Source organism: Candidatus Poriferisocius sp., assembly GCF_965219815.1.
GTDB lineage: Bacteria > Actinomycetota > Acidimicrobiia > Acidimicrobiales > Bin134 > Poriferisocius.
In genome coordinates this window covers 1-22,822 of sequence record NZ_OZ244791.1, presented here as the reverse complement: position 1 = coordinate 22,822, position 22,822 = coordinate 1, and the positions used below count along the sequence as shown (strand labels likewise).

The following is a 22,822-nucleotide window of genomic DNA, read 5'->3' as shown; positions in this document are numbered from 1 at the left end:
GCCGTTGCATGCAAAATATACCAGTGGTAGAAAAATTGTCCAGAGGATGTTGGAGAGAAGGTCTCATGGTTGATGTCCAAGCGCTGGTTGCCGATCTGACACTGGAGGAGAAGTGCCGGATGGTGGTGGGTGAGAGCCCGTGGACCATCCCCGGCTGTGAGCGGCTTGGGATTCCCGGCTGGTGTGTCAGCGACGGCCCGGTCGGGGTGCGGGGCCGGACCATGGGGCCGGGCCTGGTAGTGCCCGGGCCGTCGGCCATTGCCGCCACCTGGAATCCCGCCCTGGTCCACGAACTGGGCCAAGCTCTGGGCACCGAGGCCACCGACCGCAAGGTTGACATGATCCTCGCCCCCACGGTCAACCTCCACCGCTCCCCAAGAGGCGGCCGTCATTTTGAGAGCTACAGCGAGGATCCTGAGCTGAGCTCACGCATCGCGGTGGCGTACATCACCGGCGTCCAGTCGCGGGGGGTGGGCGCCTGCGTCAAGCACTATGTGGCCAACGACCAGGAGTTCGAGCGCTTCACCATCAACGTCGACGTCGACGAGCGGAGCCTGCGGGAGATATATCTCCCCCCGTTCGAGGCCGCCGTCAAAGAAGCCGGGGTCCGCTCCGTCATGGCCGCCTACAACTTCGTCAACGGCCACCACGCCTGCGCCCAGCCGGATCTGCTGATCGGCATATTGAAGGAGGAGTGGGGATTCGACGGCTTCGTGGTCTCCGATTGGGGCGCCATCAAGGAGACCGTGGCGCCCGCACTCCACGGACTCGACTTGGAGATGGCCGGTCCGGGCCGATGGTGGGGAAAGGGCCAGCTTCAAGAGGCGGTCGAAGCCGGAAAGGTGGACGAATCGCTCATCGACGACAAGGTGAGCCGCATTCTCGGCTTCCTGCACTGGGCTGGTCGCCTCAACACCCCCACCGACCACGACGAGGCCAGCGTCGAACGTCCCGAGCACCGCGACTTGGCCCGTCGCACCGCGGCAGAGTCGATGGTGCTGGTTCGCAACCAAGGCGGCCTCCTGCCGCTGGCCGGCGACGGCACGGTGGCGCTCATCGGTGCGGGCGCGGCCGAAACGGCCCTGTTGGGCGGCGGCTCGGCCAGCTTGGTTCCTCATCGCACCACCTCGGTGCTGGAGTCGCTGGGGGAGCGGCTCGGCCCGCGGTTGATCGGCCACGCTACCGGTCTCGAGATGCGCCGCAACGCCGACGCCGTCCCCAAGTCGTGGATTCCCGACGGCGTGAGCTTCGAGCTCTATAACAGCATTGGGTTCGACGGCGAGCCGTTCGAGACTCTCACCCGTCCCCTGCCGTTCAATGCGTGGATCGGCGACAACTGGCCTGAAGACTGCGACACCCTGTCGGTGCGCCTGGAGTTCACCATGACGCCCGAGCAGTCTGGGCGGCACCGGTTGTGCGCCCTCGGCTTCGCCCATGCTCGCCTGTATGTCGACGGCCAGTTGGTGGCCGACAACCAGGTTGACGGGTTCGGCGCCGGCCTCGGCCTGCACGGCGGACACGGATATCTGCACCTGGAGGCCGGCCAGCAATACCACATCCGCCTCGACCACGTGCCCAGAGAGAGGCGCCAGTGGGTGTGCATCGTGGACGTGGGGGTGGAGCTGGCCGACATGGATCGCGAGCAGGGCTTGGACGAAGCCGCCGCGCTGGCCGCCCAGGCCGACACCGCGGTGGTGGTAGTCGGCTCCAACGCCGAATGGGAGTCGGAGGGCGGCGACCGGGACTCGATCGAGCTGCCCAACCAACAAGACGAGCTGGTGGAGCGAGTGCTCGACGCCAACCCCAACACGGTGGTGGTGCTCAATTGCGGCGCCCCTATGACTCTGCCGTGGCTCGATCGGGCCAAATCGGTGCTGTTGGCCTGGTACCCGGGCCAGGAGGCGGGGGAGGCCATCGCCGATGTACTGGTTGGCGACGCCGATCCCGGGGGGCGGATGCCCACCAGTTGGGCCTGGCGGGAGCAGGACACGCCCGCCTATCTGAACTACCCCGGCGAGGCCGGCGTGGTGCGCTACGGCGAGGGGATTTTCGTCGGCTACCGCTGGTACGACGCCCGGGACATCCAGCCGATGATCCCCTTCGGACACGGCGGCTCCTACACCACGTTCGAGTGGGGCGAGCCTGAGGCCAGCGGCGAGGGCACCCAGCGCACTGTGACGGTTCCAGTTACCAACACCGGCCAGCGCCGAGGCAGCGAGGTGGTGCAGGTGTACGTGTCCCCGTCCTCCAGCGGGGTACCGAGACCCCCCAAAGAGCTGGCCGGATTCGCCAAGCTCACCCTCAATCCCGGCGAAACCGGCACCGCGGTAATCGAGCTCCGCGAGCGGTCGTTCGCCCGCTGGGCCCCCGGGATTCACGATTGGGTGGTTGACCCCGGCCAGTACCGACTGGTGGTGGCCGCCTCTGCCACCGATCCCCGATCTGTATTGTCCCTGGATGTCTAACCCCGAGGGCTTCAGCGAGAGACGGGACTTGAACTTGAGAGAACAGCCCAACATCGTCCTGATCAATTGCGACGATCTCGGCTACGGCGACCTTGGTTGCTATGGGTCCACCGCGCACGACACTCCGGCGCTCGACCGCATGGCGGAGGAGGGGGTGTTGCTCACCGACTTCTACATGGCTTCGCCGGTGTGCTCGCCATCGCGGGGCGCGATGCTCACCGGCTGCTACCCGGCCCGCATCGGCTTCGACTCCTTTGACGGCATGCGCGTGCTCTTCCCCGGGATGGGGATTGGCCTCCATCCCGACGAGATCACCATCGCCCGCCTCCTGAACGACGCGGGTTACGCCACCGCGATGGTCGGGAAATGGCATTGCGGCGACCAGCCCGAGTTCTTGCCCACTCGTCACGGTTTCGACCAGTGGCTGGGGCTCCCCTACAGCAACGACATGGGCATCCAACCCGATCTGTATACCTCCCAAGAACGAGTCGAGCTGAGCGAGAAGCTGGGATTCGAACTCCCTGAACCGCTTCGGATTCCGCTGCCGCTGATGCTCGACGAAGCGGTTGTCGAGGCCCAGCCCGACCAGGCCACCCTCACCTCGCGGTATCTCCAGGAGTCCATCCGGTTCATGCGCGACAACCGCGATCGTCCGTTCTTCCTGTACTTCGCCCACATGTACGTACACCTGCCGATATACGTCCAAGAACGATTCGCCGCCATCTCGCGCAACGGCCCGTACGGGGCCGCCGTCGCTTGCATCGACTGGGCCGCCGATGTCCTCTTGCACGAGCTCGCCGAGCTCGGCCTCGACGACGACACCATCGTGATCTTCACCAGCGACAACGGTGCGCTCGCCCGCCCCGGCGAAGGCTCCAACGCCCCGCTGCGGGCCAACAAGGGCACCACGTGGGAGGGCGGCCAGCGAGTGCCGTGCATCGTGCGGGGACCCAGCCGAATCGCTGCTGGCATCGAGTGCTCTGCGATGGCCACCGCGATGGACCTCTACACCACCATCGCCAGTTGGTGCGGAGTCGACGTGCCTGACGACCGGATCATCGACGGGCGCGACATCCGCGATGTGCTCGAGGGCAAAACCGCCGAGTCCCCGCACGAGGCCTTCTACTACTACTCCGGTTCGAGCCTGGAGGCGGTGCGATCGGGCAACTGGAAACTCCACGTCTACAAGTCGGGGCACTACGGGAGCGAGGGTGCGCCCACCGAAGAGCTCTACGACCTCGCCGCCGACATCGGCGAGACGACCGATGTCGCCGCCGACCACCCCGACGTGGTGGCTCGCCTGCGCCAATTGATAGATCTGGCCCGCCACGACCTCGGCGACGCGGTCACCGGCGTCGAGGGTGCCCGCTGCCGGCCGGCCGGCCGAGTACACGACCCCGTGACCCTCACCACCTTCGATCCCAGCCACCCCTACTACATGGCCGAATACGACCTGGCCGACCGAGGCTGAAGACAAAAGCTGAGTCGCAGTTAAGTTCGGGTGGGTGCCTTGGCGACGAGCTGCATCATCTCGCGAGCCACCATGGGGGCGGCGTTCTGGTTTTGGCCGGTCACCAGGTTGCCGTCGACCACCCAGTGGTTGGCGAATGCGTCGCGGAACCGGGCGGTGCTCTCGAAGACCGCACCGGCCCGCCGCAGTTCGGTTTCGGGATGGTGGGGCGTGCTCTCGATGCCGAGCTCTTGAACCTGCTTGTCGGTCACCCCGGTTATCCGGCGCCCCTTGACCAGCGGCTCCCCGTGGGGCCCGGTGGCCAGCAGTAGGCCGAGCGGGCCGTGGCAGACGCCGCCGATCACCCGATTCAGCCGGTTGGCCTCGGTGATCTGGGTCCCGAGATCGTGCGAAAAGCCGAAGTCATAGGCCGCTCCCCACCCTCCAGCGAGGTACACGATGTCGTAGTCGGCCATGTCGAGGTCTTTCACCGCCAGCGACTCGGTGACCTTCTGGCGGAGGTCGTCGTCCACCAGGAAGCGGTCGTCGGCCTCGGTGCGGATCACGGGTTTCAGCGACTGGGGATCCACGGGGATCTCTCCGCCCGCCGGGCTGGCCACGTGTACCTCCATACCGGCGTCCAAGAAGGCGTAATAGGGCACGGTCATCTCGCTGGAGAACACACCGGTGGGTTTGCCGATGTCGAGCCTCCCGTGGTTGGTGGCCACCACCAGGGCTCGTCGCCCGGTGAGATCGGCCTTGAAGCGGCGTTGGTCATCGGGATGCATGCCGACCTGCTGGAGCGCCTTGCGCAGCAGACGGGCAGGGGGCGGGGGCGTCTTGGCCATGGGACCCTCCAAGGGGATGCGCTCGGCGTAGGGCCAAGGCTGGTTGCGGTGGGGAACGCACTTGGTCCGCTCGGCGGCCAAGAGGTTGGTGAGATGGGTGAAAACGGCTGCGGCCGTCGGGTCGCTCGCCCGGTTGTGGGCTTCGATGGGGTCGGCGTCGAGGTCGTACAGCTCCCACTGGTTGGGGAGGGGCTCAGATCGATGGATCGGCCCGGCCGGTCCGCCGGCGGCCAGGTGGCGCACGCCCGGCTCGGTCCAAGTGTCGGGATCGTCGAAGCTCCGCACGATCTTCCACAGGCGGCCGGCACCCCCAGCCGCCGCGGCATTCGGCACCCGGACGACGAGACCCTCGAAATTGGCGGCGACGTGGGCGGGCACCTGGATGCGCAGCGGGAGTGGCGGACTCACCGTTCGGCCCATCTGCCGGGCCATGGCGTTGGCCCCGGAATCGCCCTCGGGCATGTTGTCGCGGGTCAGCAGGTAGACCGGCCGTTCAGTGTCGGGCGCCGACGTCCCTTCGACCACCGCCATGAGATCGCGTCCGGGAAGGGGGTGCATCTCGGTGTGGGTCTGTTGGAGTTGCCCGGCGGCTTCCTGCTGGTCGATGCCGGCGGCGGCCAACAGCGTCGGCACGAGATCGACATGGGAGCTGGGAGCATCGTCCACCTGGCGGCCCGTCGTCTCGTGGTGTCCGATCCGGGCGATGGCGAACGGCACCCGAGTGGCCTCGTCGTACAGGTTGAACCATTTCTGGTGGAGGCCGCCGTGGGCCCCCAACAGCTCGCCGTGGTCGGCGGTTCGCACCAGCACGGCGTGCTCTGATCCCCCCTCGGTGATGGCGCGGCGAACCCGGTCGAGCGGGCCGTCCACCTCGGCGTGGAGGCGGTGGTAGAGGTCGCGATACCCCTGAGCCCGCGTCCGGTAGGCCCGTTCGATCAGCGGTGGCGGCCCGTAGCACGACAGGTAGGAGGCGCGGAAGGCGATCTGGGCGGCGGGCTTGGAGGAGAGATCCTCGTTATCGGTGGGCGACGGCGGCACCGGCGGCGGATCCTCAACGCCAGGGGTGCGAGGGCTGCCCCGCCGCAGCCATCCCGGGGCGAACACGATGTCGTGGGGGTTCACGAAGCTGGCCACCAGCAAGAACGGACGGGCAGCGTCGGCATCGCCGGCCCGCCGGCGGGCGTAGCGGTCTTGGAGCCAGGCCACCACCCGGTCGGCAATCAGCGGATCCCGCACAAATCCGGTGTTGGAGAACGACGGACCGTGGGTCTCAGGGCCGATCCATCCGGAGAACCCGAACACACCGAGCGGATCGGCATCCAGATAGGCCCTCACCGCCATCTCGTCCACTACGCCTTCGCTGTCGTTGGTGGCCAGCGCGCCCCCGGTGGCGGGGTCGAACAGATCGGCGTGGCTCATGTGCCATTTTCCCTGGTAATGGGTGTCGTAGCCCGCGGCCCGGAACCAGTGCCCCAGGGTGGGCACCTCGCCGGGGCGCAGCCACCGCATCCGAGAGTCGTTCCACATTTTTCCCAAGCCGTCGGTCTGGGTCACGCCGTGGACGTCGGGGTACTGGCCGGTGAACAGCGTAGGACGGCTGGGAACACAGGCCAGCGAGCCGGTGTAGTGCCGCATGAAGGAAACCCCGTGGTCCTCGAACCACCGGGCCCCGACCAGGGTGCGACGGCGCCACTCGCGCAGCTCGTCGCTCTCATAGGGCGGGGCGGCCCGCTCCTGATCGGTCATGATCACAACCACGTCGGGACGATCGGTCATTGGTCGGACTCCAGCGATCGCGGGCTTGCTCCAAGGGTCATGGGCTTGCTCCCGAGGCCATGGCCAGATGGCGTTCGAGTCCGGCGAGCATGGCCTCGGAGGCTCGGGCCAAGCGCTGGGCCGCAATCCGGGCGATCAACTGCTGCGGTGGCCGTGGCCCGGCGTGTACTCGGCTGGTCAGCGACACCCGGGTCCCGCTGACCATCTCCATGAGCGACCAGGTGTTGACCACCGTGCGGATCACCGGAGGAAGTCCCTCAACCGAGTAGGCCAGCGTGAGGCCCGGGGTCCATTCCACCACCCGCTCCACCAGGGAGCTGCGGCCCACCTGCACTCGGCGCACCGTGCCGACGCCCTCGGTCTGCTCGCTCATCAAGCAGGAGTGATCGACGTTGGGCGCCCACTTGCTGATGGCGCCGAAGTCTCCTAACACGGCCCACACAGCATCAGCGTCGGCGGCGATCACGGCGGTTCGGGTGGTCTCGCTCATGGCCGAATGCCCCCAGTTCGGGTGGTCTCGCTCATGGCCGAATGCCCCCGAGTGCAACCGCTGTCATTGCCGGGCCATCTCGGTCCGGGCCGCGGTCTCGGCATCGGCGGCTGACCGCGCTCCGAGCTCGATGACCACCTCGTGGATCTCCCCGGTGAAGTCGAACGAGCCCTCATAGCGCTCCGAGACCGGCGAACCGTGGTCGAAGCCGATACTGTCGCTCAGCAGGGAGATCATCCTCATCATGAACGGCAGCTCGGCTCGGCCACAGTCTCTCCCGTCGATGGCGATGCTCAAGTCCCCGGTAGTGCGGCTGGTGCGGCGGAGGCGCACGGCCAGGGTGCTGGAGCCCTCGGGCACCGGCAGTTCAGACTCCACGATGGTGCGATCCATGAAAGCGTTGTAGTCGACCACCAAGCGATCATTCTGCACGAATACCGATATTCCCGCGCTGGCGCTGCCCGTGGCCCAGACAACTCCTTGGTCTCCTTTGGCCCTGGAGATCTTCGCGGTCAAGTCCCATGCTCTTCCTCCCGGCGACGGAGAGGCCGACGATGGGATCGGGGAGATCGGCGGCCGGTACACGTACCGACGACTGGTGGGGTGGGGCGAGCGGTCGTTCGGCCTCGGCGCAAACAGCTCGATGGTCCGGTCGTCCAGCGGGAGAATCCCGTGGCGATCGGCCTCCTCCCACCACAGCCCGATCAGCTCTTCCAGCTTTTCCGGCTGGTCGGCGGCCAAGTCGAAGCATTCCGAGGGATCAGCGGAGAGGTTGTAGAGCTCCCATCGATCGTCGTCGAAGTCTTGGCCGTGGATGTGCCGGGTGACGGCTTTCCACCAGATGCCGTCCTGCTCGGCCACCAGCGCCCGCGAGCCGAACAACTCGTAGTACTGGAGCCGGTTGGCGGCCGGGGCGGCGGCATCGCCCAGCACGGTGGCAAAGGAGTGGCCGGTAACCGGGAGTTGCTCATAGCCCTTCAACGTGTTCGGCGGCGTGATCCCCAACAGTTCGTACAGCGTCGGGGCCAAATCGGAGACGTTGATGAACTGGTGGCGTTTGGTGCCGCGCTGGTCGGCCGCGATGCCGTTGGGCCAGTGGACGACCATCGGGACGTGGACGCCGCCTTCATGGGTGTTCTGCTTGTACCACTTGAACGGGGAGTTGCCGCACTGGGCCCATCCCCAGGGGTAGTTGGTATGGCTGTGTGGGCCGCCGATGTCGTCGAGGCGCTCGACGGCCTCATCGGGGGTCTCGAGTATGCCGTTGAAGAACTTCATCTCGTGCATGACGCCGAATGGCCCGCCCTCTTGGGAGGCGCCGTTGTCGGCCAGCACCACCAAGATGGTGTTGTCGAGTTGGCCAATGTGGCGCAGGCCGTTCACCAAGCGCCCGATCTGGTCGTCGGTGTGGTCGAGGAAGGCGGCGAAGGCCTCCTGGAGTCGGCTGGCCAGCAGCTTTTGGTTCGTCGGCAGGCTGTCCCAGGGCTCCACCCCGTCGTTGCGGGGGGCCAGCTCGGTGCCCGGCGGTATAACGCCCAACTCGAGTTGCCGCTGGTACCAGCGCTGGCGCACATCGTCCCAGCCCTCGTCGTAGCGGCCGCGGTACTTCTCCAAGTAGGCGGGCGGGGCCTGATGGGGGGCGTGGGTGGCGCCGAAGGGCAGGTAGGCGAAGAACGGGCGGTCGGGCCGAACTCCCTTGCTGTCGCGGATCATCTGAAGAAGTTGGTCAACCAGGTCTTCGCTCAGGTGGTAGCCCTCGTCGGGGCCCGCCGGGGGGTCGATGTGGTGGTTGTCGACAACGAGTTCGGGGTGGAACTGATCGGTCTCACCGTCCAGGAATCCGTAGAACCGGTCGAACCCCCGACCCAGGGGCCACTGGTCGAAGGGACCGGCCGCCGATGTGTCCTTGGACGGCGTCAAGTGCCACTTGCCGGCGCAGAACGTGGCGTAGCCCTCGGCTTTGAGAACCTCGGCCAATGTGGCGGCATGGTTGGTGATGTGGCCGAGTTGGTGGGGGAAGCCGGTGCAGTGGTTCGACACCGACCGCATGCCCACCGTGTGCTGAGAGCGCCCGGTCAGAAGCGATGCCCGGGTGGGGGAGCACAGCGGGGTGACGTGGAAGTTGGTGAACTGGAGGCCGTCGGCGGCCAATCGGTCCACATTGGTGGTGTCGATGTCGGAGCCGTAGCAGCCGAGCTGGGCGAAGCCGGTGTCGTCGAGCAGCACGACCACCACGTTGGGCGCATCCTCGCCGGGATGGGGCGGCTGTTCGAAGAACGGTTCCGAGTCGGCCAGGGTCTTGCCGATCACTCCGGGGAACGGACCATTGGCCGAGGAGCCAGCCATTGTCGTCACTCCTGTCCCGTGGCGATGGTGGTCAAATCGTCTCCGATGACGATCTCGCCCTCGTAGTGCTCGGCCGCTAGCGCAATCCACTCGGAGTACTGCTCGGCGGTGGGTGCCGGCACCATGTGGGTCAACACCAGCCGTTTGGCGCCCGCCCGGGCCGCGGTCTGGGCCGCCTCTACCACGCCGGAGTGGTAGTCGAGGATGTCTTGGATCATGTCGTTGGGGATCTGCTCCACCAGGTCTTGGCGGATCACCGATTGCACGTAGGCGTCGGCGCCGGCGGCCAATTGGTCCACGCCCTCGCAGGGAATGGTGTCGCCCACCAGCGCGGCCGACGAGCCGTTGTGCTCGAGCCGGTAGCCAATGGTGGGCCGTACCGGCGCGTGGACCGTGGCTGCGGTGGTCACCTGAACGTCGTTGACGGAGAAGCCCTCACCGGGGGCCACTTCGGTTACCCGCACCCTCGGTCCAGTGGTGAGCGCGTCGTGGTGCTCGATGCGGTAGCCGATATCCGCCTCTAAGGCGTGAAGCTGGCGCTCCACGAATTGGGCTGTGCCCGGCGGCCCGTAAACGGCCAGCTCGGCATTTCCCCGGGTCATGACCCAGTGGGTGGTGATCACGTCATTGAGGCCGCAGATGTGGTCGCTGTGCAGATGGGTGACCAGCACCGCGGCCAAGAACGCGGGCAGGGAGCCGCCTCCAGCCATGCGCATGACCACTCCTCGGCCCGCGTCCACCAGGATGTGGGTGTCGCCCGCCTTGATGAGGGTGGACGGGCCCGCTCGATTGGCATCGGGCAGCGGCGAGCCGGTCCCGGTCAACACGATGTCCATCTATTGCTCCTTTGCGGTTCCCGGTTGGCTCGGCCTATGGGATGGTGCTGGTGGCGCCGGTTGCTCAAGACGTCATGCCGCCCAACCCCACCAAGCCCCGGGCGAGAATGCAGATCCATCGTGCCAACCGCCTGGTAATAGAGCGAGTGCATGGTTCGCATACGGCGCAATAGCGAGTCTTGGATGAGGTTCAGCGTGTCGACATGGCCCATGGCGGTCCCCGGGTCTCTCTCGCACCAATCATTTGCCAGTAATACACGCAAAACTTAGGCTCTCGGCCTATGGTTCCGCAACCTACCCAGGTCCGGCTTGTGGCCTACCCGTCGGGGATTCCCGCCGACGATGTCTGGAGCATCACCCACGACTCTCCGCCGGACCGGGAAACTACCTCCAGCTCATCACCAGAAGCGGTCGCATGACGGGGTTCACGATGCTGGACTACCTCCATCGCATCCCCGAGGCAGTGCCCGATCTGGCCAATTGGGTGGCCGACGGCTCGCTCAAGCATCGCCAGCACATCGTTGAAGGAATTGAGAGCTTCCCCGAGGCCATCCGCATGCTGTTTCGAGGCGAAAACCACGGAAAGCTGCTGCTGCGCCCCTGAAGGCCCCAGCGAGGAAGTTGTTCGCGCCCTGTGATCGGAGGTCGCCTTCGTGTGTCGAGTGAATCTGTCGCTGAGTCGAACTAGGGTTACCGCAGGTCGCAGCTCCGTACCAAGCCGCTCAAGCATCCACCACTGAGCGAGGTACGACATGGGATCATTCCCAAGGAGAGCCGACCGCAGGCTGCCATTCGCGGCCTGCGAAGGAGGAGTCGTGTCTGCTGCCAGCGGTGATGGCCGAGAGTGGTCCGTGTATCGGGGAGACGCGCTTGACACATACGCTGCTTGGCCTTCTCCCTCGGTCATCATCTCCGATGGCGCTTATGGAGTTGGCGGATTTCCCGGCGATCCGCGGACTCCTGAAGGGCTGGCTGAATGGTACGCCCCCCATATTGAGGCTTGGTCGAAGCACTCCCTGCCGTCTTCCACGCTCTGGTTTTGGAATACCGAAATCGGTTGGGCGACGGTGCATCCGATCCTGGCCGAATTTGGCTGGGACTACGTCCAGGCAATCGTGTGGGACAAGGGAATCAGCCATATTGCTGGCAATGTCAACGGCGAAACGATCCGTCGCTTCCCGGTGGTCTCCGAGGTTTGTGTGTTCTATCGACGTCGGTTGGAGTTTCCAACTCAAGACGGTGTCATGCCTGCTCGAAAATGGCTGCGATATGAGTGGCAGCGTGCGGGCCTGCCGCTGAATCGAGCGAATGAGGCGTGCGGGGTGGCTAATGCCGCTACCCGCAAGTACCTAACGCAGGACTGGCTCTGGTATTTTCCACCGCCAGAGATGATGGAGCGGTTGGTGTGGTATGCCAACGAGCACGGTATTGCCGATGGGGCTCCCTACTACTCGCTGGACGGTGTGTCGCCTATCACTGCTGATGAGTGGGCCGGTTTGCGAGATATGTGGCATCACACCCACGGTCTAACCAATGTGTGGTCGGCACCTCCGCTCAACGGACAGGAGCGATACAAGGGCAATGGAGTTCGCTCGGCGCCACGGGTGCACAAACCAGGACCCAACGCTGCGGTCCATCTCAATCAGAAGCCATTGGAATTCATGCGCCGAATCATCAATGCGGCTACTGAGCCGGGCGACGCGGTCTGGGAACCCTTCGGGGGTCTATGCAGCGCTGTGGTGGCTGCCGTCGAAGCGGGTCGTCGTGGCTTTGCTGCGGAGACGGTAGAGCACTTCGCAGACTTGGCTATAGAGCGTATCGAATCAGCTGTTTCTTGACTACGCTCCAAAATCGATGAGCAACCAACCGATACGCGAAGAGGTAGTGCCTGTCCCTGAACCTCCAAGACTTGACCCGGATGACCCTCGGACAATGCTGCGCGATCGTGTTCAAGACGCCCTGCTGGCTCTTCCTGGCTATTTCGATTCGACCACCAACATCGAAGGGTTGGCAGCTACAGACTTGTTTTCTCTGAACACTGTGCTCGGTGCAACAATCGAAGTGCAGGTCGTGCAGACGCTTAACAGGATGCGCGACGTCTGGGATCCGAACGACGAGTGGACACTGCACCGGTTCGACCGGCAGGCGCAGACATTTCCTGACGTGTTGTTCCGATGCAGAAAAAGCACTGGCGAATACGACACTGCCCTTGGGGTTGAGCTGAAGGGTTGGTACATGCTGGCCAAGGAGCGCGAGCCCAGCTTTCGGTACCGAGTGACTCCAGGTGCCTGCGCAGATTGGGATCTTCTGGTTGTGGTCCCGTGGCACCTCTCAAACGTGCTTTCTGGCGTCCCTCGAGTTTCTGCCCCAGCTTGTTGGTCGGCAAAGCACATCGCTGAGCACCGAAATCACTGGTGGAGCCACATTCGTGAGACCGAACTAGACGCCTCCATTGAGTCGCCGGCAGAAGCCGCCCCTTACATGGGCCGTGACAACACATCTGACAAGCCAGCGAAAGATGGAGGTGGCAATTTCGGGCGCATTGCTCGTACCGGAATTATGGATGACTGGGTCCGCGAAATCCTGGACGAACCCTTGGCGGGAGTACCTGTAGATTCCTGGATCAACTTCTTGAAACAGCACGAATCGCAATAGACGTCTTGCCGGGTCGGTTAGACGCTCCCTGTCTTGACGTGCTTCACCCCGTAATCGCAATGTTGTCAATATGGAATGGTATATTGACAACATTGCTCACATATCTACATACACGTCAATATGGGACTGTATGCTGACAGGCGAACGGCCGTTGGGGAGTCGCACATGGGCATGATGTCATCGCCGCGCTATTGGGACGAGGAGGCTTACGAGTCTAGGCAGGCGGGCCCGGACGATGATCCCGCCTGCGTTTTTCAGGCGTTTATCCCCCACCCGATAGCCGACTGGGACGTCGAGATGGACGGCGAGTGCGTCGAGAGGGTGATGGTGGCGGAGGACGCGATACGCCGCCTAGGCGACGAATGCGGCGACGCGGCAGCGCTGCCCGCCGAATGGCTTGTTCGCCGAGCCGAGAGCGCGGCGTCTAGCACCATCGAGGGCGTCCACCCATCGGCGCGACGGCTGGCACGGGCCGAGGCCCAGCTTGGCCTATTCGGTGAGCAGCCCCGCCCCAACGATCTGGAGGCCTTGCGAAATGTCAATGCCTTCGATCACGCGCTGGAAATCGCCGCCGAAAACAGGCCGCTCACAGTCGAAGACATTGCGTCGGTCCACCGAATGCTCATGGAAGACGACCCCTTGGCCGGGAACATCAGAGCGAAGCAAAACTGGATCGGGCCGGGCAGGCTCTGGTCGACGCCACTGACCGCCTCCTATATCCCTCCGCCCTTCGACACCGTCTATGCGCTAATGAGTGATCTCATCGACCGGGTCAACCGGGGCAAGGGTCACCCGATTGTGGAAATGGCCGTCGTTCACGCCCAATTCGAGATGATCCACCCGTTCGGAGACGGGAACGGGCGCACGGGCCGGGCACTGATACAGATGATGCTCCAGCGAAGCCGGCTATCCCCTCCCTGCACACTGCCGATCAGCTCTGCCCTCGCTCTCCGCAAGGACGACTACATCGCCGCTTTGGAGCAGGCCAGCGTTGTGGCGCAGCCCGACGACCCGGCGAGGTCGCTTGCGATCCGCCCGTGGATCGCCCTTGCCGCTGGTTCCGTGAGCGAAGCGGTGTCCTACGCCAGGCACCTCATCAAACAAGTGGCGGCCATAAAGCAGGGTTGGTTGAGCATGGTCACAGCCGAAGGCCGCCCCAGCAAGCCCGGCATGAGGCTGATCGACCAACTCCCCGCGCATCCCGTCCTGAACGCAGAGAAAGCGGCTGAACTGCTGGGAGCTTCCTGGAGGACTGGGGCCCGTGCCCTGGAACAACTCGAGCAAGCAGGCGTCCTCGTTCAACGCAGCGCAGGCCGCCGCAACCGCGTATACGAGGCCGAGGCGATCACCGCCGCCTTCTCAGCCGCCACCGACCTGTCGCCCGTCCACTTCGAGCAGGGATTGCAGGCCAGACCGGAGGACGGCTTCGGTCTCTGACACCGAGAAGCGGCGGTGGCGCCGCAGGTATTCGATGGCGTCGAACTGGGACAGCGCGTCGCCGGCCGCCAGAACAGCCTGGCGGTCGGCGGCTTTGCGGGAGGACAGTTCGGGATTGAACTGGAGTTCGAACTGGTTGCGGAAATCGTCGCGGGCTCGGGCCACCCAGTCGCGAATCGGGGGATGAAGAGGTGCATTGTGCAACCCGGCCCGGTACACCGGGCTGGCTCTCTCATAGAGCCGGAGCCGCATGGCCACGAAGTCATCTATCCGGCGATCGAGAGGACCCTGTCCGATTCTGTGGAGGTGGCCGGCGTCTCTCATTAGCTCGCGATGGCGATGGATCGCGGCCTCCAGGAGCTCTCCAGGATTGGGGAAGTACCGGTAGAGCGACCGTAGGGAAAGGCCCGACCGCTCGGAAATCTGCTCCATGGTCGGAAAGAGAGATTCCTCGGCGAACATCTGGATGACTATGTCGAGAACGTTTTCGATATTGCGCTCTCGGCGGGCGACACGCCCGTCGACCGGTGCGTCGGGGTGGTCGATATCGGTCATCTTTGTTCGACGGTAGCAGTCACTTGATCGGCTCAGCGGTCGACGACCGGGCCCCAGACCTCAAGAAGGTTTGCCCGGCATCCGCCCTCGACAGAACAAGACCCGGGTGGGGTCGGTTAGCGATCGGGCCACGTCGTCGATGGCCGGGTCGGCGATCACGGCGTAGTTGGCATCGTCGCGGACGGGGGTGCATGCGATGAGCTCCTCGGCGGCATCCGGCGAAACAAGGTCGAAACGAGCCTCGGCGAAGCTGCGGTGATCGCCGATGCACCAGTCCTCCACCCAGAACCGTCCGATGCGGGTGGCTTCGATTCCCTCGGCCAGATCGTGGTGATCGGCGTCGGCCACCACTTGGAGCAGGAGCAGCCGTTCGGGATCGGTGCCCGACAACTGGGGCGGAATTGGGCCATTTTCGTTTGGGAATGAGGCCAAGACGATGGTGGATTCCATGCCCGCTTCTTTGTGGGCATGAGCCTTCTGGAAGTCGTCGCGCATGTTCATCTCGATCATCGCGGCCCGGTAGGGGTACTGCGCGATGGCGATGCGGTCCCAGACCGTGTCGTCGCCCACCAGTTGATGCACCACTGGAGCGAGCAGGATGATGCGGGCCCCCACGGCTCTCAGCTCTTCGTTCGGCGAGTAGACATCGTCGGCCTCGATGCCGCTGAGCGAGGTCTCCCGTCCGTCGCGGTAGTCGGCGAAGGGGCGGTATTTCATCAGGTTGAGCGCCCACATGGGCCCGCCAGGCTCGTCTCGCTGGAGCCAGGACCCCAGGTAGGCGTCGTTCAGCACCCCGTACCGCGGCATGGCAAGACCCTATAGTAGTGCGTCTTTTACTGGCAATAGTTGAAGGAGGTCGTTAGGGTTCAGCCATGCAGTTCGAGGTCAATCGCCAGGACTTCCGCGATACCCGGGCGGTCCCCTGCCCCCCAGCCGAGCTTGCTCCGAGGCAGATCCGCTTGTCGGTTGAAAGGTTTGCGCTGACCGCCAACAACATCACCTACGCCGTGGCGGGCGACATGCTCGATTACTGGGGCTTCTTTCCCGCCGAAGCGCCTTGGGGGCGAATCCCGGCCATGGGCCTGGGCACGGTGGTTGATTCCTCCCATCCCGAAATCAAGCTCGGCGGACGGTACTTCGGCTTCTATCCCATGGCCGACGATGTGGTCATCGAGGCCGCGCCAAAAGGGGCTGGCTTCACCGACATCGGCGCCCACCGGGCCCAGCACGCCGCGGTCTACACCGATTTCAGCGCGGTCAGCGGCGACATCATGTTCCGCGATGACCGAGTAGACGAGTTCCTGCTGCTCCGCGGCCTGTTCATGACGTCGTTTCTGGCCGACGACTTCCTGGGCGACCAGGGCCTTCACGGTGCCTCTCAGACCCTGGTGACCAGCGCATCATCGAAAACCTCGATCTGCCTGGCCTTCTGCCTCGCCCGTCGCGGCCACCGCAGCGTGGGCCTTACATCTTCCCGCAATCTCGCCTTCGTCGAGGGTTTGGACCTGTACGACGAAATCGTCGTCTACGACGACATCCACCAACTCGATCCCGCGGTGGCGTCGGGCATGGTCGACATGGCGGGAAGTGCGGCAGTGCGGTCGGGGGTACACACCCATTTCGGCGACAGGCTTCAATTCTCCCTGACCGTCGGCGCCACCCACTGGGAGGACCCCGCAACAGGCGGTGGCAAGCTGCCCGGCCCGCGGCCCGAGTTCTTCTTCGCTCCCAGTCAGATCGCCAAGCGCTCCGAGGAATGGGGAGCGGCCGAGTTGACGAGGCGCATCGCCCAGGCATGGCACGAACTCGTCGACGACACCGGTCGCTGGCTCAGCGTGGTCCACCGAACGGGGTCCGAGGAGATCGAGGCGGTTTACCGCGACCTGCTCGAAGGCCAGGCCGATCCCGCTATCGGCTATGTGGCGTCGATGTCGCAAGAGGCGCTGGCGTGACATTCGTCCCAGGCGCCGCCATCATTGAACCGAGAGTCTTTACCACGTCGCCGATTCTCATCTCCGGAGCCTCCACTTCAATTGCGTCTTGTACTGGCACAAGGTGGGGTAGACACTTCGCCGGAGCAAAGCAATTGTAGCCCGGTCGGTAGAATGGATGTTTGAATTCCATGGTGCCGGCTGACGAACTCGACCAAATCGACTCCGCGCTTCGCAACGACATCAGGCGCCTGGGCACTCAACTGGGAAATGCCCTGGTGCGCCAGCACGGCCCTGAGTTGCTAGAGCGCGTGGAGCGGGTGCGGGCCATGGCAAGGGGCCTGCGGCGCGACGAGGAGTCGGGCGCCGCATTGGCCGAGGTTCTCGACGACGTTGATGTTGTCGAGGCAATCCAGCTGGTGAGGGCTTTCACGGTCTATTTCCATTTGGCCAATACCGCCGAACAGGTGCACCGCGTGGAAGACCTGAATGCCGCCGGCCTAGCTGGCAGCCTCCGCTTTGCTGATGCGGTGGACAAGCTCTTGGATCTGGGTTTCGACGAGGCCGAGATCGTGGCTGCCACTCGGCACGCAGACCTCCGCCCGGTGTTCACCGCCCATCCCACTGAGGCCTCCCGCCGGTCGATCCTCGACAAGCTCACCGAGATAGCCGTCCTCATCGAGCGCCGGGGGGAGAGCGGCTGTGGACCGGGCGACCAGAGCAGGATCGACCGCCGGATCGATGAGCTGATCGACGCCATCTGGCAGACCGACGAGCTCCGCCGGGAGAGGCCCGATCCGGTGGACGAGGCTCGGTCCATCCTCTACTTCCTCACCGAGATTGCCGCCGACGGCGTACCCGAGCTCTTCGATGACGTCGATGCTGTGCTCCGGACCATCGGAGGATCGCTTGACGGGCCTCAGGTGCCAGTGCGGTTTGGTTCTTGGGTGGGAGGCGATCGCGACGGCAATCCAAATGTCACCCCGGAAACGACGCTCGAAGTGCTGGACTTCCAGCGAGGACGGGCGCTGCGATTGCTGGTGGCCGAGATTGAGGAGCTGTCCTCGGAGCTGTCGGTGAGCACTGCGGTCACTGGCATAACAGAGGACATGCAGGCTCAACTTGATGCCGACCGCGAGGCGTTTCCCGATGTCGTTTCCCGGTTCAGCAAGCTGAGCGCCGGAGAGCCCTATCGCCTGCGCTGCTCAGTGATCCATCAACGCCTCTTGGAGGCGATTGAGGAGCCGCCCGGGACGAGGGCCTATGGGTCGCCTGCTGAAGTGGAAGCCGACTTGGCCGTCATGTCCCGGTCGCTGGAAGCCAATGGGGGGTCTCTGCTGGCCCGAGGTCGCCTCGCCCGGGTGCGGAGAATCCTGGCCATGGTCGGTTTCCATCTCGCCGTCCTCGATATCCGCGAGAACGCTGCGGCTCACCATCAGGCTCTCTGGGAGCTCTTTGCCGAGTTGGGCACCCCATACGGAACCCTGTCGCGTCGCAACCGAACTGCCCTGTTGGCCTCAGAGCTGGATAGCCGCCGTCCGCTGGCCCCACCCGCGGGGTCGGACGCGCAAGGCTCGCTGGCTCTGTTTGCTGCCCTTCGCCACGCCCTCGACCAGCACGGCGACGGCGTCATCGAGAGCTACATCGTGTCGATGACCCAGGGAGTCGACGACGTGTTGGCCCCCGCCGTTTTGGCCCGCGAAGTCGGTCTGGTGGACATCCCCAGCGGAATCGCCCGCCTCGGGTTCGTGCCGCTGTCAGAGACGATTGAAGATCTACGTGGTGTCGGCACCATGCTCCGAGAGCTCTTCGCGGTGCCTGCTTACCGGCGGCTGGTGGAGATCAGGGGCGATGTGCAGGAGGTCATGGTCGGATACTCCGACTCCAACAAGGACGGGGGGATCACTACCTCGCAGTGGGAGATCCACAAGGCGCTGCGAGAAATCGCCGACGTTTCGGCCCAGACAGGAATCAGGGTTGTGGTGTTCCACGGTCGGGGAGGCACGGTGGGGCGAGGGGGAGGTCCCACCAACGCGGCCATCTTGTCGCAGCCGGCCGGGGTAGTGGACGGAGCAGTCAAGATCACCGAACAAGGAGAAGTGATCGCCGACAAGTACGGGCTGCCCCGACTGGCCCAGCGCAACCTCGATTTGGCCCTGTCGGCGGTGGTGGAGGCCACGGTCGCCCACCGGCATCCCCGCCACGGCCATGGTGGTATCGAAGCGTGGAACGACGTCATGGAGCTCATGTCAGACCGGGCCTACCAGACGTACCGAGGTCTGCTCGATACCCCTGGATTCGTGGAGTACTTCCAGACTTCGACTCCGGTGGAGGAGTTGGCCGCTATGAACATCGGCTCGCGACCAGCCCGACGTTCGGGCGCTGAGGCTGGCATAGACGATCTGCGGGCCATTCCTTGGGTGTTCGGCTGGACCCAGTCGCGCCAGATCATCCCCGGGTGGTTCGGAGTGGGCACCGCATTAGAGGCGGCGCAGCAGGCTGGCTTCGGAGAACAGCTTCAGACCATGTACCAGGATTGGCAGTTCTTCCGCACATTCGTCTCCAACGTTGAAATGACCCTGGTGAAGACAGATCTTGCCATTGCCCGTCACTATGTCAACCGCCTGGTTGCCCCCGAACTCCACCACTTCTTCGACACCATCGCCGAAGAGCACGACCTGACCGTGGCCCATATCGCCAAGTTGGCCGGCGGCGACCTTCTCAATGACCTTCCCGTGCTGAAGCGAACCTTGGCTGTGCGCGACGCCTATCTAGACCCCATCAGCGTCTTGCAGGTTGAACTATTGGCCCGGTCGAGAGCCGCAACCGGTGTTCCCGCGGACAACCGAAGCATTCAGCGGGCCCTGCTCTTGACGGTAAACGGGATCGCCGCTGGTCTCCGCAATACCGGGTGAGCGCTTGGTTACGAGGCGCTCTTGCCAGGCTAACTTCACTTGCGACACCCTGAGCCGCTCACAGAGCAACTCGACAGCCCTGCGCCGCTGCGGCGGGCTCACCATTTTGCCCGGCCGGTCTCCCGCAAAGCGTCGATCTCCAGTTCCTTGTCGGCCACGACCCGCACCAGCCGCGCGTTCTCGGCCTCCAGCGCCTTGAGACGCTTCACGTCGACGGCCTTGAGGCCCCCGCACTGATTGCGCCACCGACGAAACGTGGCCTCCGACACCTCCAAACGCCGAGCCACATCCGCAACCGACGCCCCCTCTAGGCCGTGTTGACAAACCACGCGCTCTCGCACTCCGACTCCATAATTCACCGTTGTCGGCGGCATATGGTGGGCACATCAGATGGACCAAAAAACGGGGTCCGGCCACCCCTACACACCACCCCACAACCCCCACCAGTGGATCCAGGCTTATCGCTTGGGCGCTGTGCGTTTCATGAACTCGTTGAAGAGCGGCACTGTGAAGGCGGCCTCGCCGTGGGCCGGGTTGTAGATCATGCCTTCATCCATGACTAGATGCTTAGCTAAGGATTGATGTGAGGCTGGTAGGCTTGGCGCATGTTGACTGTGGGCGTACACGAGGCGAAGACAACTCTTTCGAGGCTCATCCAGAGGGCGAGCGCCGGGGAGGAAGTGGTTATCACTCGGTCTGGGGTGCCGGTGGTGAAACTGGTGCCGGTAATGCTTCGAGAGCCCCGAGAGCTGGGTCGAGACATAGGGCGCTTTGAAGTGCCCGACGACTTCAACGATCCCCTTCCCGACGATCTACTCGATGCCTTTGAAGGACGGTGAGCTTGCCTGTCCTCCTGGATACCCAGGTATTTCTGTGGATGCACGCCGCGCCTGAGCGGCTGTCTGGGCCGGCCAAGTCGAGACTCACCGATCCAGCCCAGGAGGTGCTGATCTCGGCGGTGTCGTCATGGGAGATCGCCATCAAGCACGCCACTGGCAGGCTGGATCTTCCCGAGCCGCCGGCGGAATATGTGCCCAGCAGGATCGCGAGCGCTGGCCTTGCGGCAGTAGCCATAGAGCATGCGCACGCCCTGCACGCCGGAGGTCTGCCTATGCACCACCGTGACCCTTTCGACCGGCTGTTGATCGCTCAGGCCAGAGAAATGGATGTTCCCCTGATGACTTCGGATTCCCTATTCGAGGAGTACGACGTGGACATCGTCTGGGCTCACCGGGAGTAGTCGTGGAGTAGAAGAGCAGCGGGGAGCGGCACTGCGAAGGAGTTCTCGCTGCGCCACTGTGTGCCTGCCTCGGGGCATGGCGGAAGGCGCTGCTCTACGCAGGGCACAAAGGCTTGCGGGGGGGGGGGGGGTGACTAGCATTTCGTGTTTGTATGGCCTTTAACTTTGTTAAACGCACTGCGGCGGTTGGTGCTTGTGTGGTGTTGGCTGCGGCGGGTTTCTCGGCTTCTTCTTCGGCGCAGCCCGATGAGCGGGCGCAGGCCGAGTTGGCCGCGGCGCAGGCCGAGCTGGTGGCGGCCCAGGAGGCGCTGCTGAACGAGTATCGGTGCCGTTTCAGCGCGGATGTGGACGCGGTGCCCGGCGGGTGTGCCGAGGGCCGTCCGGTGCTGCCTCCCGCAGAGCCCGCGGCGGTGGAGGACACCGCCGCGGCCGAGGTGCTGATCGCAGCCCAGAGGGCTTTGTTGGACTTGTACCGGTGCCAGTTCGGCATCGATCAGCACGCGGTGGACGGCGGATGCGGCAGCGATGACCCCGCGGGCGCTGGAACCGGGGATGGCGGCGCGGGCGATGCGGGCGCGGGCGCTGATACCGGGGATGGCGGCGCGGGCGCGGACGCTGATACCGGGGATGGCGATGCGGGCGCGGGCGCTGATACCGGGGATGGCGATGCGGGCGCGGACGCTGATACCGGGGATGGCGATGCGGGCGCGGGCGCTGATACCGGGGATTCTTCTGCTGGCACTGGTGCCGATGGCGGTGCCTCAGGCGACATGACCGGGGTGTCGGCGGCTGTGGGGCCGCCTGGTCCGCCGGGGCCCAAGGGGGATCCGGGTCCGCGGGGGCCGCGCGGTCCCCGCGGCTATTCGGGCGGCGGCGGTTCGGGCCCGCCGGGGCCGAGGGGCAATCCGGGTCCGCCCGGACCTCCGGGCACCGGCGGCGGGGGTTCTGGTCCCGCAGGCCCCCAGGGGCCCAAGGGCGACCCGGGCCCTCAGGGCCAGCAGGGTCCGCCGGGCCCGACGGGGACGTCGGGCACCGGTCCTCAGGGCCCGCCCGGTCCCAAGGGCGACCCGGGGGCCGCGGGGGCACAGGGCCCCGCTGGCACTCCGGGGTCGTCGCCTGCGGGCCCGCCGGGCCAGCAGGGCCAGCAGGGTCCGCCGGGCCCGCCGGGGCAGACAGGGCCTCAGGGCCCGCAGGGTCCGCCGGGGTCCTCCAACTCGGGTCCGCCTGGTCCGCCTGGTCCGCCGGGCCTGCCGGGATCAGATGGGCAGGGCGGCACCCTGGGCAGCGCCGGCGCGCCGGGCCAGCAGGGCCAGCAGGGCCCGCCGGGCCCGCCGGGCCCGCGGGGCTTTCGAGGCGCTGATGGCTCCCCGGGCTCCCCGGGGCCCCCGGGCATCTCGGGCCCGCCGGGCCCGCCGGGCCCTCAGGGTTCTAAGGGCGATGACGGCCCTCAAGGTAGTGCCGGCCCCCCGGGCATTGCTGGGACTGCCGGCCCCCCGGGCAGTGCGGCCAGTAATCAGCTCGAGGTGTACTTCGGAACCCCCGACCCCACCATGACCGCTCCCAGCGGGACGCCGCCGACGGGCGCTCTGTACTTGAGGGTGCCAAGCAGCGGCTCCAGCGTGACTTGTGAGTTCTGGCGGAAGACCGCTACCAGCTGGGAGAAGTTCGCCAGCTTCAGCTGTGGCGCCCCCTGACGTGGCGGTGCGAGCTTATTTCCGTGGTGTTGCGGCTTGGGCTGCGGCGGTGGTGCTGGTTGTGTTTTGCGCGTTGTTGTGGCCGGCGGTCGAGCCCGGCGCCCGGGCCCAGGAAACCTCGCAGCCGGGCCCGCCTGGTCCGCCGGGCCCGCCGGGCGATCCCGGCCCACAAGGCCCGCGCGGG

19 protein-coding genes and 1 pseudogene are annotated in these 22,822 nt (G+C 65.3%); 12 read left to right on the top strand and 8 right to left on the bottom strand.

Annotated elements, in window-relative coordinates:
• Positions 1 to 65 precede the first annotated feature (65 nt).
• Together ACOQPI_RS00100 and ACOQPI_RS00095 are read left to right on the top strand one after the other, a co-directional pair.
• A complete protein-coding gene (locus tag ACOQPI_RS00100) occupies positions 66 to 2,465 on the top strand; it encodes a glycoside hydrolase family 3 C-terminal domain-containing protein (protein ID WP_420617697.1) in 2,400 nt (799 codons plus the stop codon).
• Entirely contained in the window at positions 2,458 to 3,936 is a 1,479-nt protein-coding gene (locus tag ACOQPI_RS00095) for a sulfatase (RefSeq protein WP_420617696.1), read from the top strand. Before ACOQPI_RS00100 ends, ACOQPI_RS00095 begins: the two co-directional genes overlap by 8 nt.
• A gap of 20 nt (positions 3,937 to 3,956) precedes the next feature.
• Here the strand turns inward: ACOQPI_RS00095 and ACOQPI_RS00090 are convergent, their stop codons facing one another.
• The 5 genes and pseudogenes from ACOQPI_RS00090 to ACOQPI_RS00070 all read right to left on the bottom strand — a co-directional run bounded on the left by ACOQPI_RS00090 (position 3,957) and on the right by ACOQPI_RS00070 (position 10,211).
• Positions 3,957 to 4,703, bottom strand: coding sequence for a type 1 glutamine amidotransferase domain-containing protein (locus tag ACOQPI_RS00090; protein ID WP_420620963.1), 747 nt, complete (start codon positions 4,701 to 4,703; stop codon positions 3,957 to 3,959).
• Between the two features lie 63 nt (positions 4,704 to 4,766).
• Positions 4,767 to 6,539, bottom strand: a pseudogene (locus tag ACOQPI_RS00085) (sulfatase-like hydrolase/transferase); the annotation flags it as partial.
• Positions 6,540 to 6,576: 37 nt separating this feature from the next.
• Positions 6,577 to 7,029, bottom strand: a complete 453-nt coding sequence (locus tag ACOQPI_RS00080; protein WP_420617695.1) for an SRPBCC family protein — start codon at positions 7,027 to 7,029, stop codon at positions 6,577 to 6,579.
• Between the two features lie 63 nt (positions 7,030 to 7,092).
• Complete coding sequence (locus ACOQPI_RS00075; protein WP_420617694.1) at positions 7,093 to 9,375, bottom strand: arylsulfatase; 2,283 nt, start codon at positions 9,373 to 9,375, stop codon at positions 7,093 to 7,095.
• 5 nt (positions 9,376 to 9,380) lie between these two features.
• The gene (locus ACOQPI_RS00070) at positions 9,381 to 10,211 is read right to left on the bottom strand and encodes an MBL fold metallo-hydrolase (RefSeq protein ID WP_420617693.1); all 831 of its coding nucleotides are present in this window, start codon (positions 10,209 to 10,211) and stop codon (positions 9,381 to 9,383) included.
• A 281-nt stretch (positions 10,212 to 10,492) separates the two neighbouring features.
• Between ACOQPI_RS00070 and ACOQPI_RS00065 the strand changes: the two genes are divergently transcribed.
• The 5 genes from ACOQPI_RS00065 (at position 10,493) to ACOQPI_RS00045 (ending at position 14,303) form a co-directional block, all read left to right on the top strand.
• Positions 10,493 to 10,630, top strand: a complete 138-nt coding sequence (locus tag ACOQPI_RS00065; protein ID WP_420617692.1) for a hypothetical protein — start codon at positions 10,493 to 10,495, stop codon at positions 10,628 to 10,630.
• Positions 10,627 to 10,815, top strand: coding sequence for a hypothetical protein (locus ACOQPI_RS00060; protein WP_420617691.1), 189 nt, complete (start codon positions 10,627 to 10,629; stop codon positions 10,813 to 10,815). The genes ACOQPI_RS00065 and ACOQPI_RS00060 overlap by 4 nt, the downstream gene beginning before the upstream one ends.
• Positions 10,816 to 11,026: 211 nt before the next feature.
• On the top strand, positions 11,027 to 12,049 hold the full coding sequence (locus tag ACOQPI_RS00055) for a DNA methyltransferase (RefSeq protein WP_420617690.1): 1,023 nt from the start codon (positions 11,027 to 11,029) through the stop codon (positions 12,047 to 12,049).
• Between the two features lie 94 nt (positions 12,050 to 12,143).
• Positions 12,144 to 12,866, top strand: coding sequence for a hypothetical protein (locus ACOQPI_RS00050; RefSeq protein ID WP_420617689.1), 723 nt, complete (start codon positions 12,144 to 12,146; stop codon positions 12,864 to 12,866).
• A gap of 120 nt (positions 12,867 to 12,986) precedes the next feature.
• Complete coding sequence (locus ACOQPI_RS00045) at positions 12,987 to 14,303, top strand: Fic family protein (RefSeq protein ID WP_420617688.1); 1,317 nt, start codon at positions 12,987 to 12,989, stop codon at positions 14,301 to 14,303.
• On the opposite strand, the gene ACOQPI_RS00040 is transcribed toward ACOQPI_RS00045, so the two are convergent.
• Both ACOQPI_RS00040 and ACOQPI_RS00035 read right to left on the bottom strand, forming a co-directional pair.
• Positions 14,226 to 14,858: a TetR/AcrR family transcriptional regulator gene (locus ACOQPI_RS00040; RefSeq protein ID WP_420617687.1), complete on the bottom strand. Its 633-nt coding sequence runs from the start codon at positions 14,856 to 14,858 to the stop codon at positions 14,226 to 14,228. The two genes, ACOQPI_RS00045 and ACOQPI_RS00040, sit on opposite strands and share 78 nt — an antisense overlap.
• Positions 14,859 to 14,918: 60 nt before the next feature.
• Positions 14,919 to 15,665, bottom strand: a complete 747-nt coding sequence (locus ACOQPI_RS00035; protein ID WP_420617686.1) for a hypothetical protein — start codon at positions 15,663 to 15,665, stop codon at positions 14,919 to 14,921.
• A 65-nt stretch (positions 15,666 to 15,730) separates the two neighbouring features.
• Here ACOQPI_RS00035 and ACOQPI_RS00030 point away from each other — a divergent pair, with 65 nt between their 5' ends.
• Positions 15,731 to 16,810, top strand: coding sequence for a DUF2855 family protein (locus ACOQPI_RS00030; protein ID WP_420617685.1), 1,080 nt, complete (start codon positions 15,731 to 15,733; stop codon positions 16,808 to 16,810).
• A gap of 170 nt (positions 16,811 to 16,980) precedes the next feature.
• Positions 16,981 to 19,704: a phosphoenolpyruvate carboxylase gene (gene ppc, locus ACOQPI_RS00025; protein WP_420620962.1), complete on the top strand. Its 2,724-nt coding sequence runs from the start codon at positions 16,981 to 16,983 to the stop codon at positions 19,702 to 19,704.
• Between the two features lie 98 nt (positions 19,705 to 19,802).
• On the opposite strand, the gene ACOQPI_RS00020 is transcribed toward ppc, so the two are convergent.
• Positions 19,803 to 20,045 (bottom strand): transposase, encoded by a 243-nt coding sequence (locus ACOQPI_RS00020; RefSeq protein WP_420617684.1) that lies wholly within the window; start codon positions 20,043 to 20,045, stop codon positions 19,803 to 19,805.
• 264 nt (positions 20,046 to 20,309) lie between these two features.
• Between ACOQPI_RS00020 and ACOQPI_RS00015 the strand changes: the two genes are divergently transcribed.
• The 3 genes from ACOQPI_RS00015 (at position 20,310) to ACOQPI_RS00005 (ending at position 22,638) form a co-directional block, all read left to right on the top strand.
• Complete coding sequence (locus ACOQPI_RS00015) at positions 20,310 to 20,543, top strand: type II toxin-antitoxin system Phd/YefM family antitoxin (protein ID WP_420617683.1); 234 nt, start codon at positions 20,310 to 20,312, stop codon at positions 20,541 to 20,543.
• Positions 20,540 to 20,944, top strand: a complete 405-nt coding sequence (locus ACOQPI_RS00010; RefSeq protein WP_420617682.1) for a type II toxin-antitoxin system VapC family toxin — start codon at positions 20,540 to 20,542, stop codon at positions 20,942 to 20,944. Before ACOQPI_RS00015 ends, ACOQPI_RS00010 begins: the two co-directional genes overlap by 4 nt.
• A gap of 152 nt (positions 20,945 to 21,096) precedes the next feature.
• On the top strand, positions 21,097 to 22,638 hold the full coding sequence (locus ACOQPI_RS00005) for a hypothetical protein (protein ID WP_420617681.1): 1,542 nt from the start codon (positions 21,097 to 21,099) through the stop codon (positions 22,636 to 22,638).
• The last annotated feature ends 184 nt before the right edge of the window (positions 22,639 to 22,822 follow it).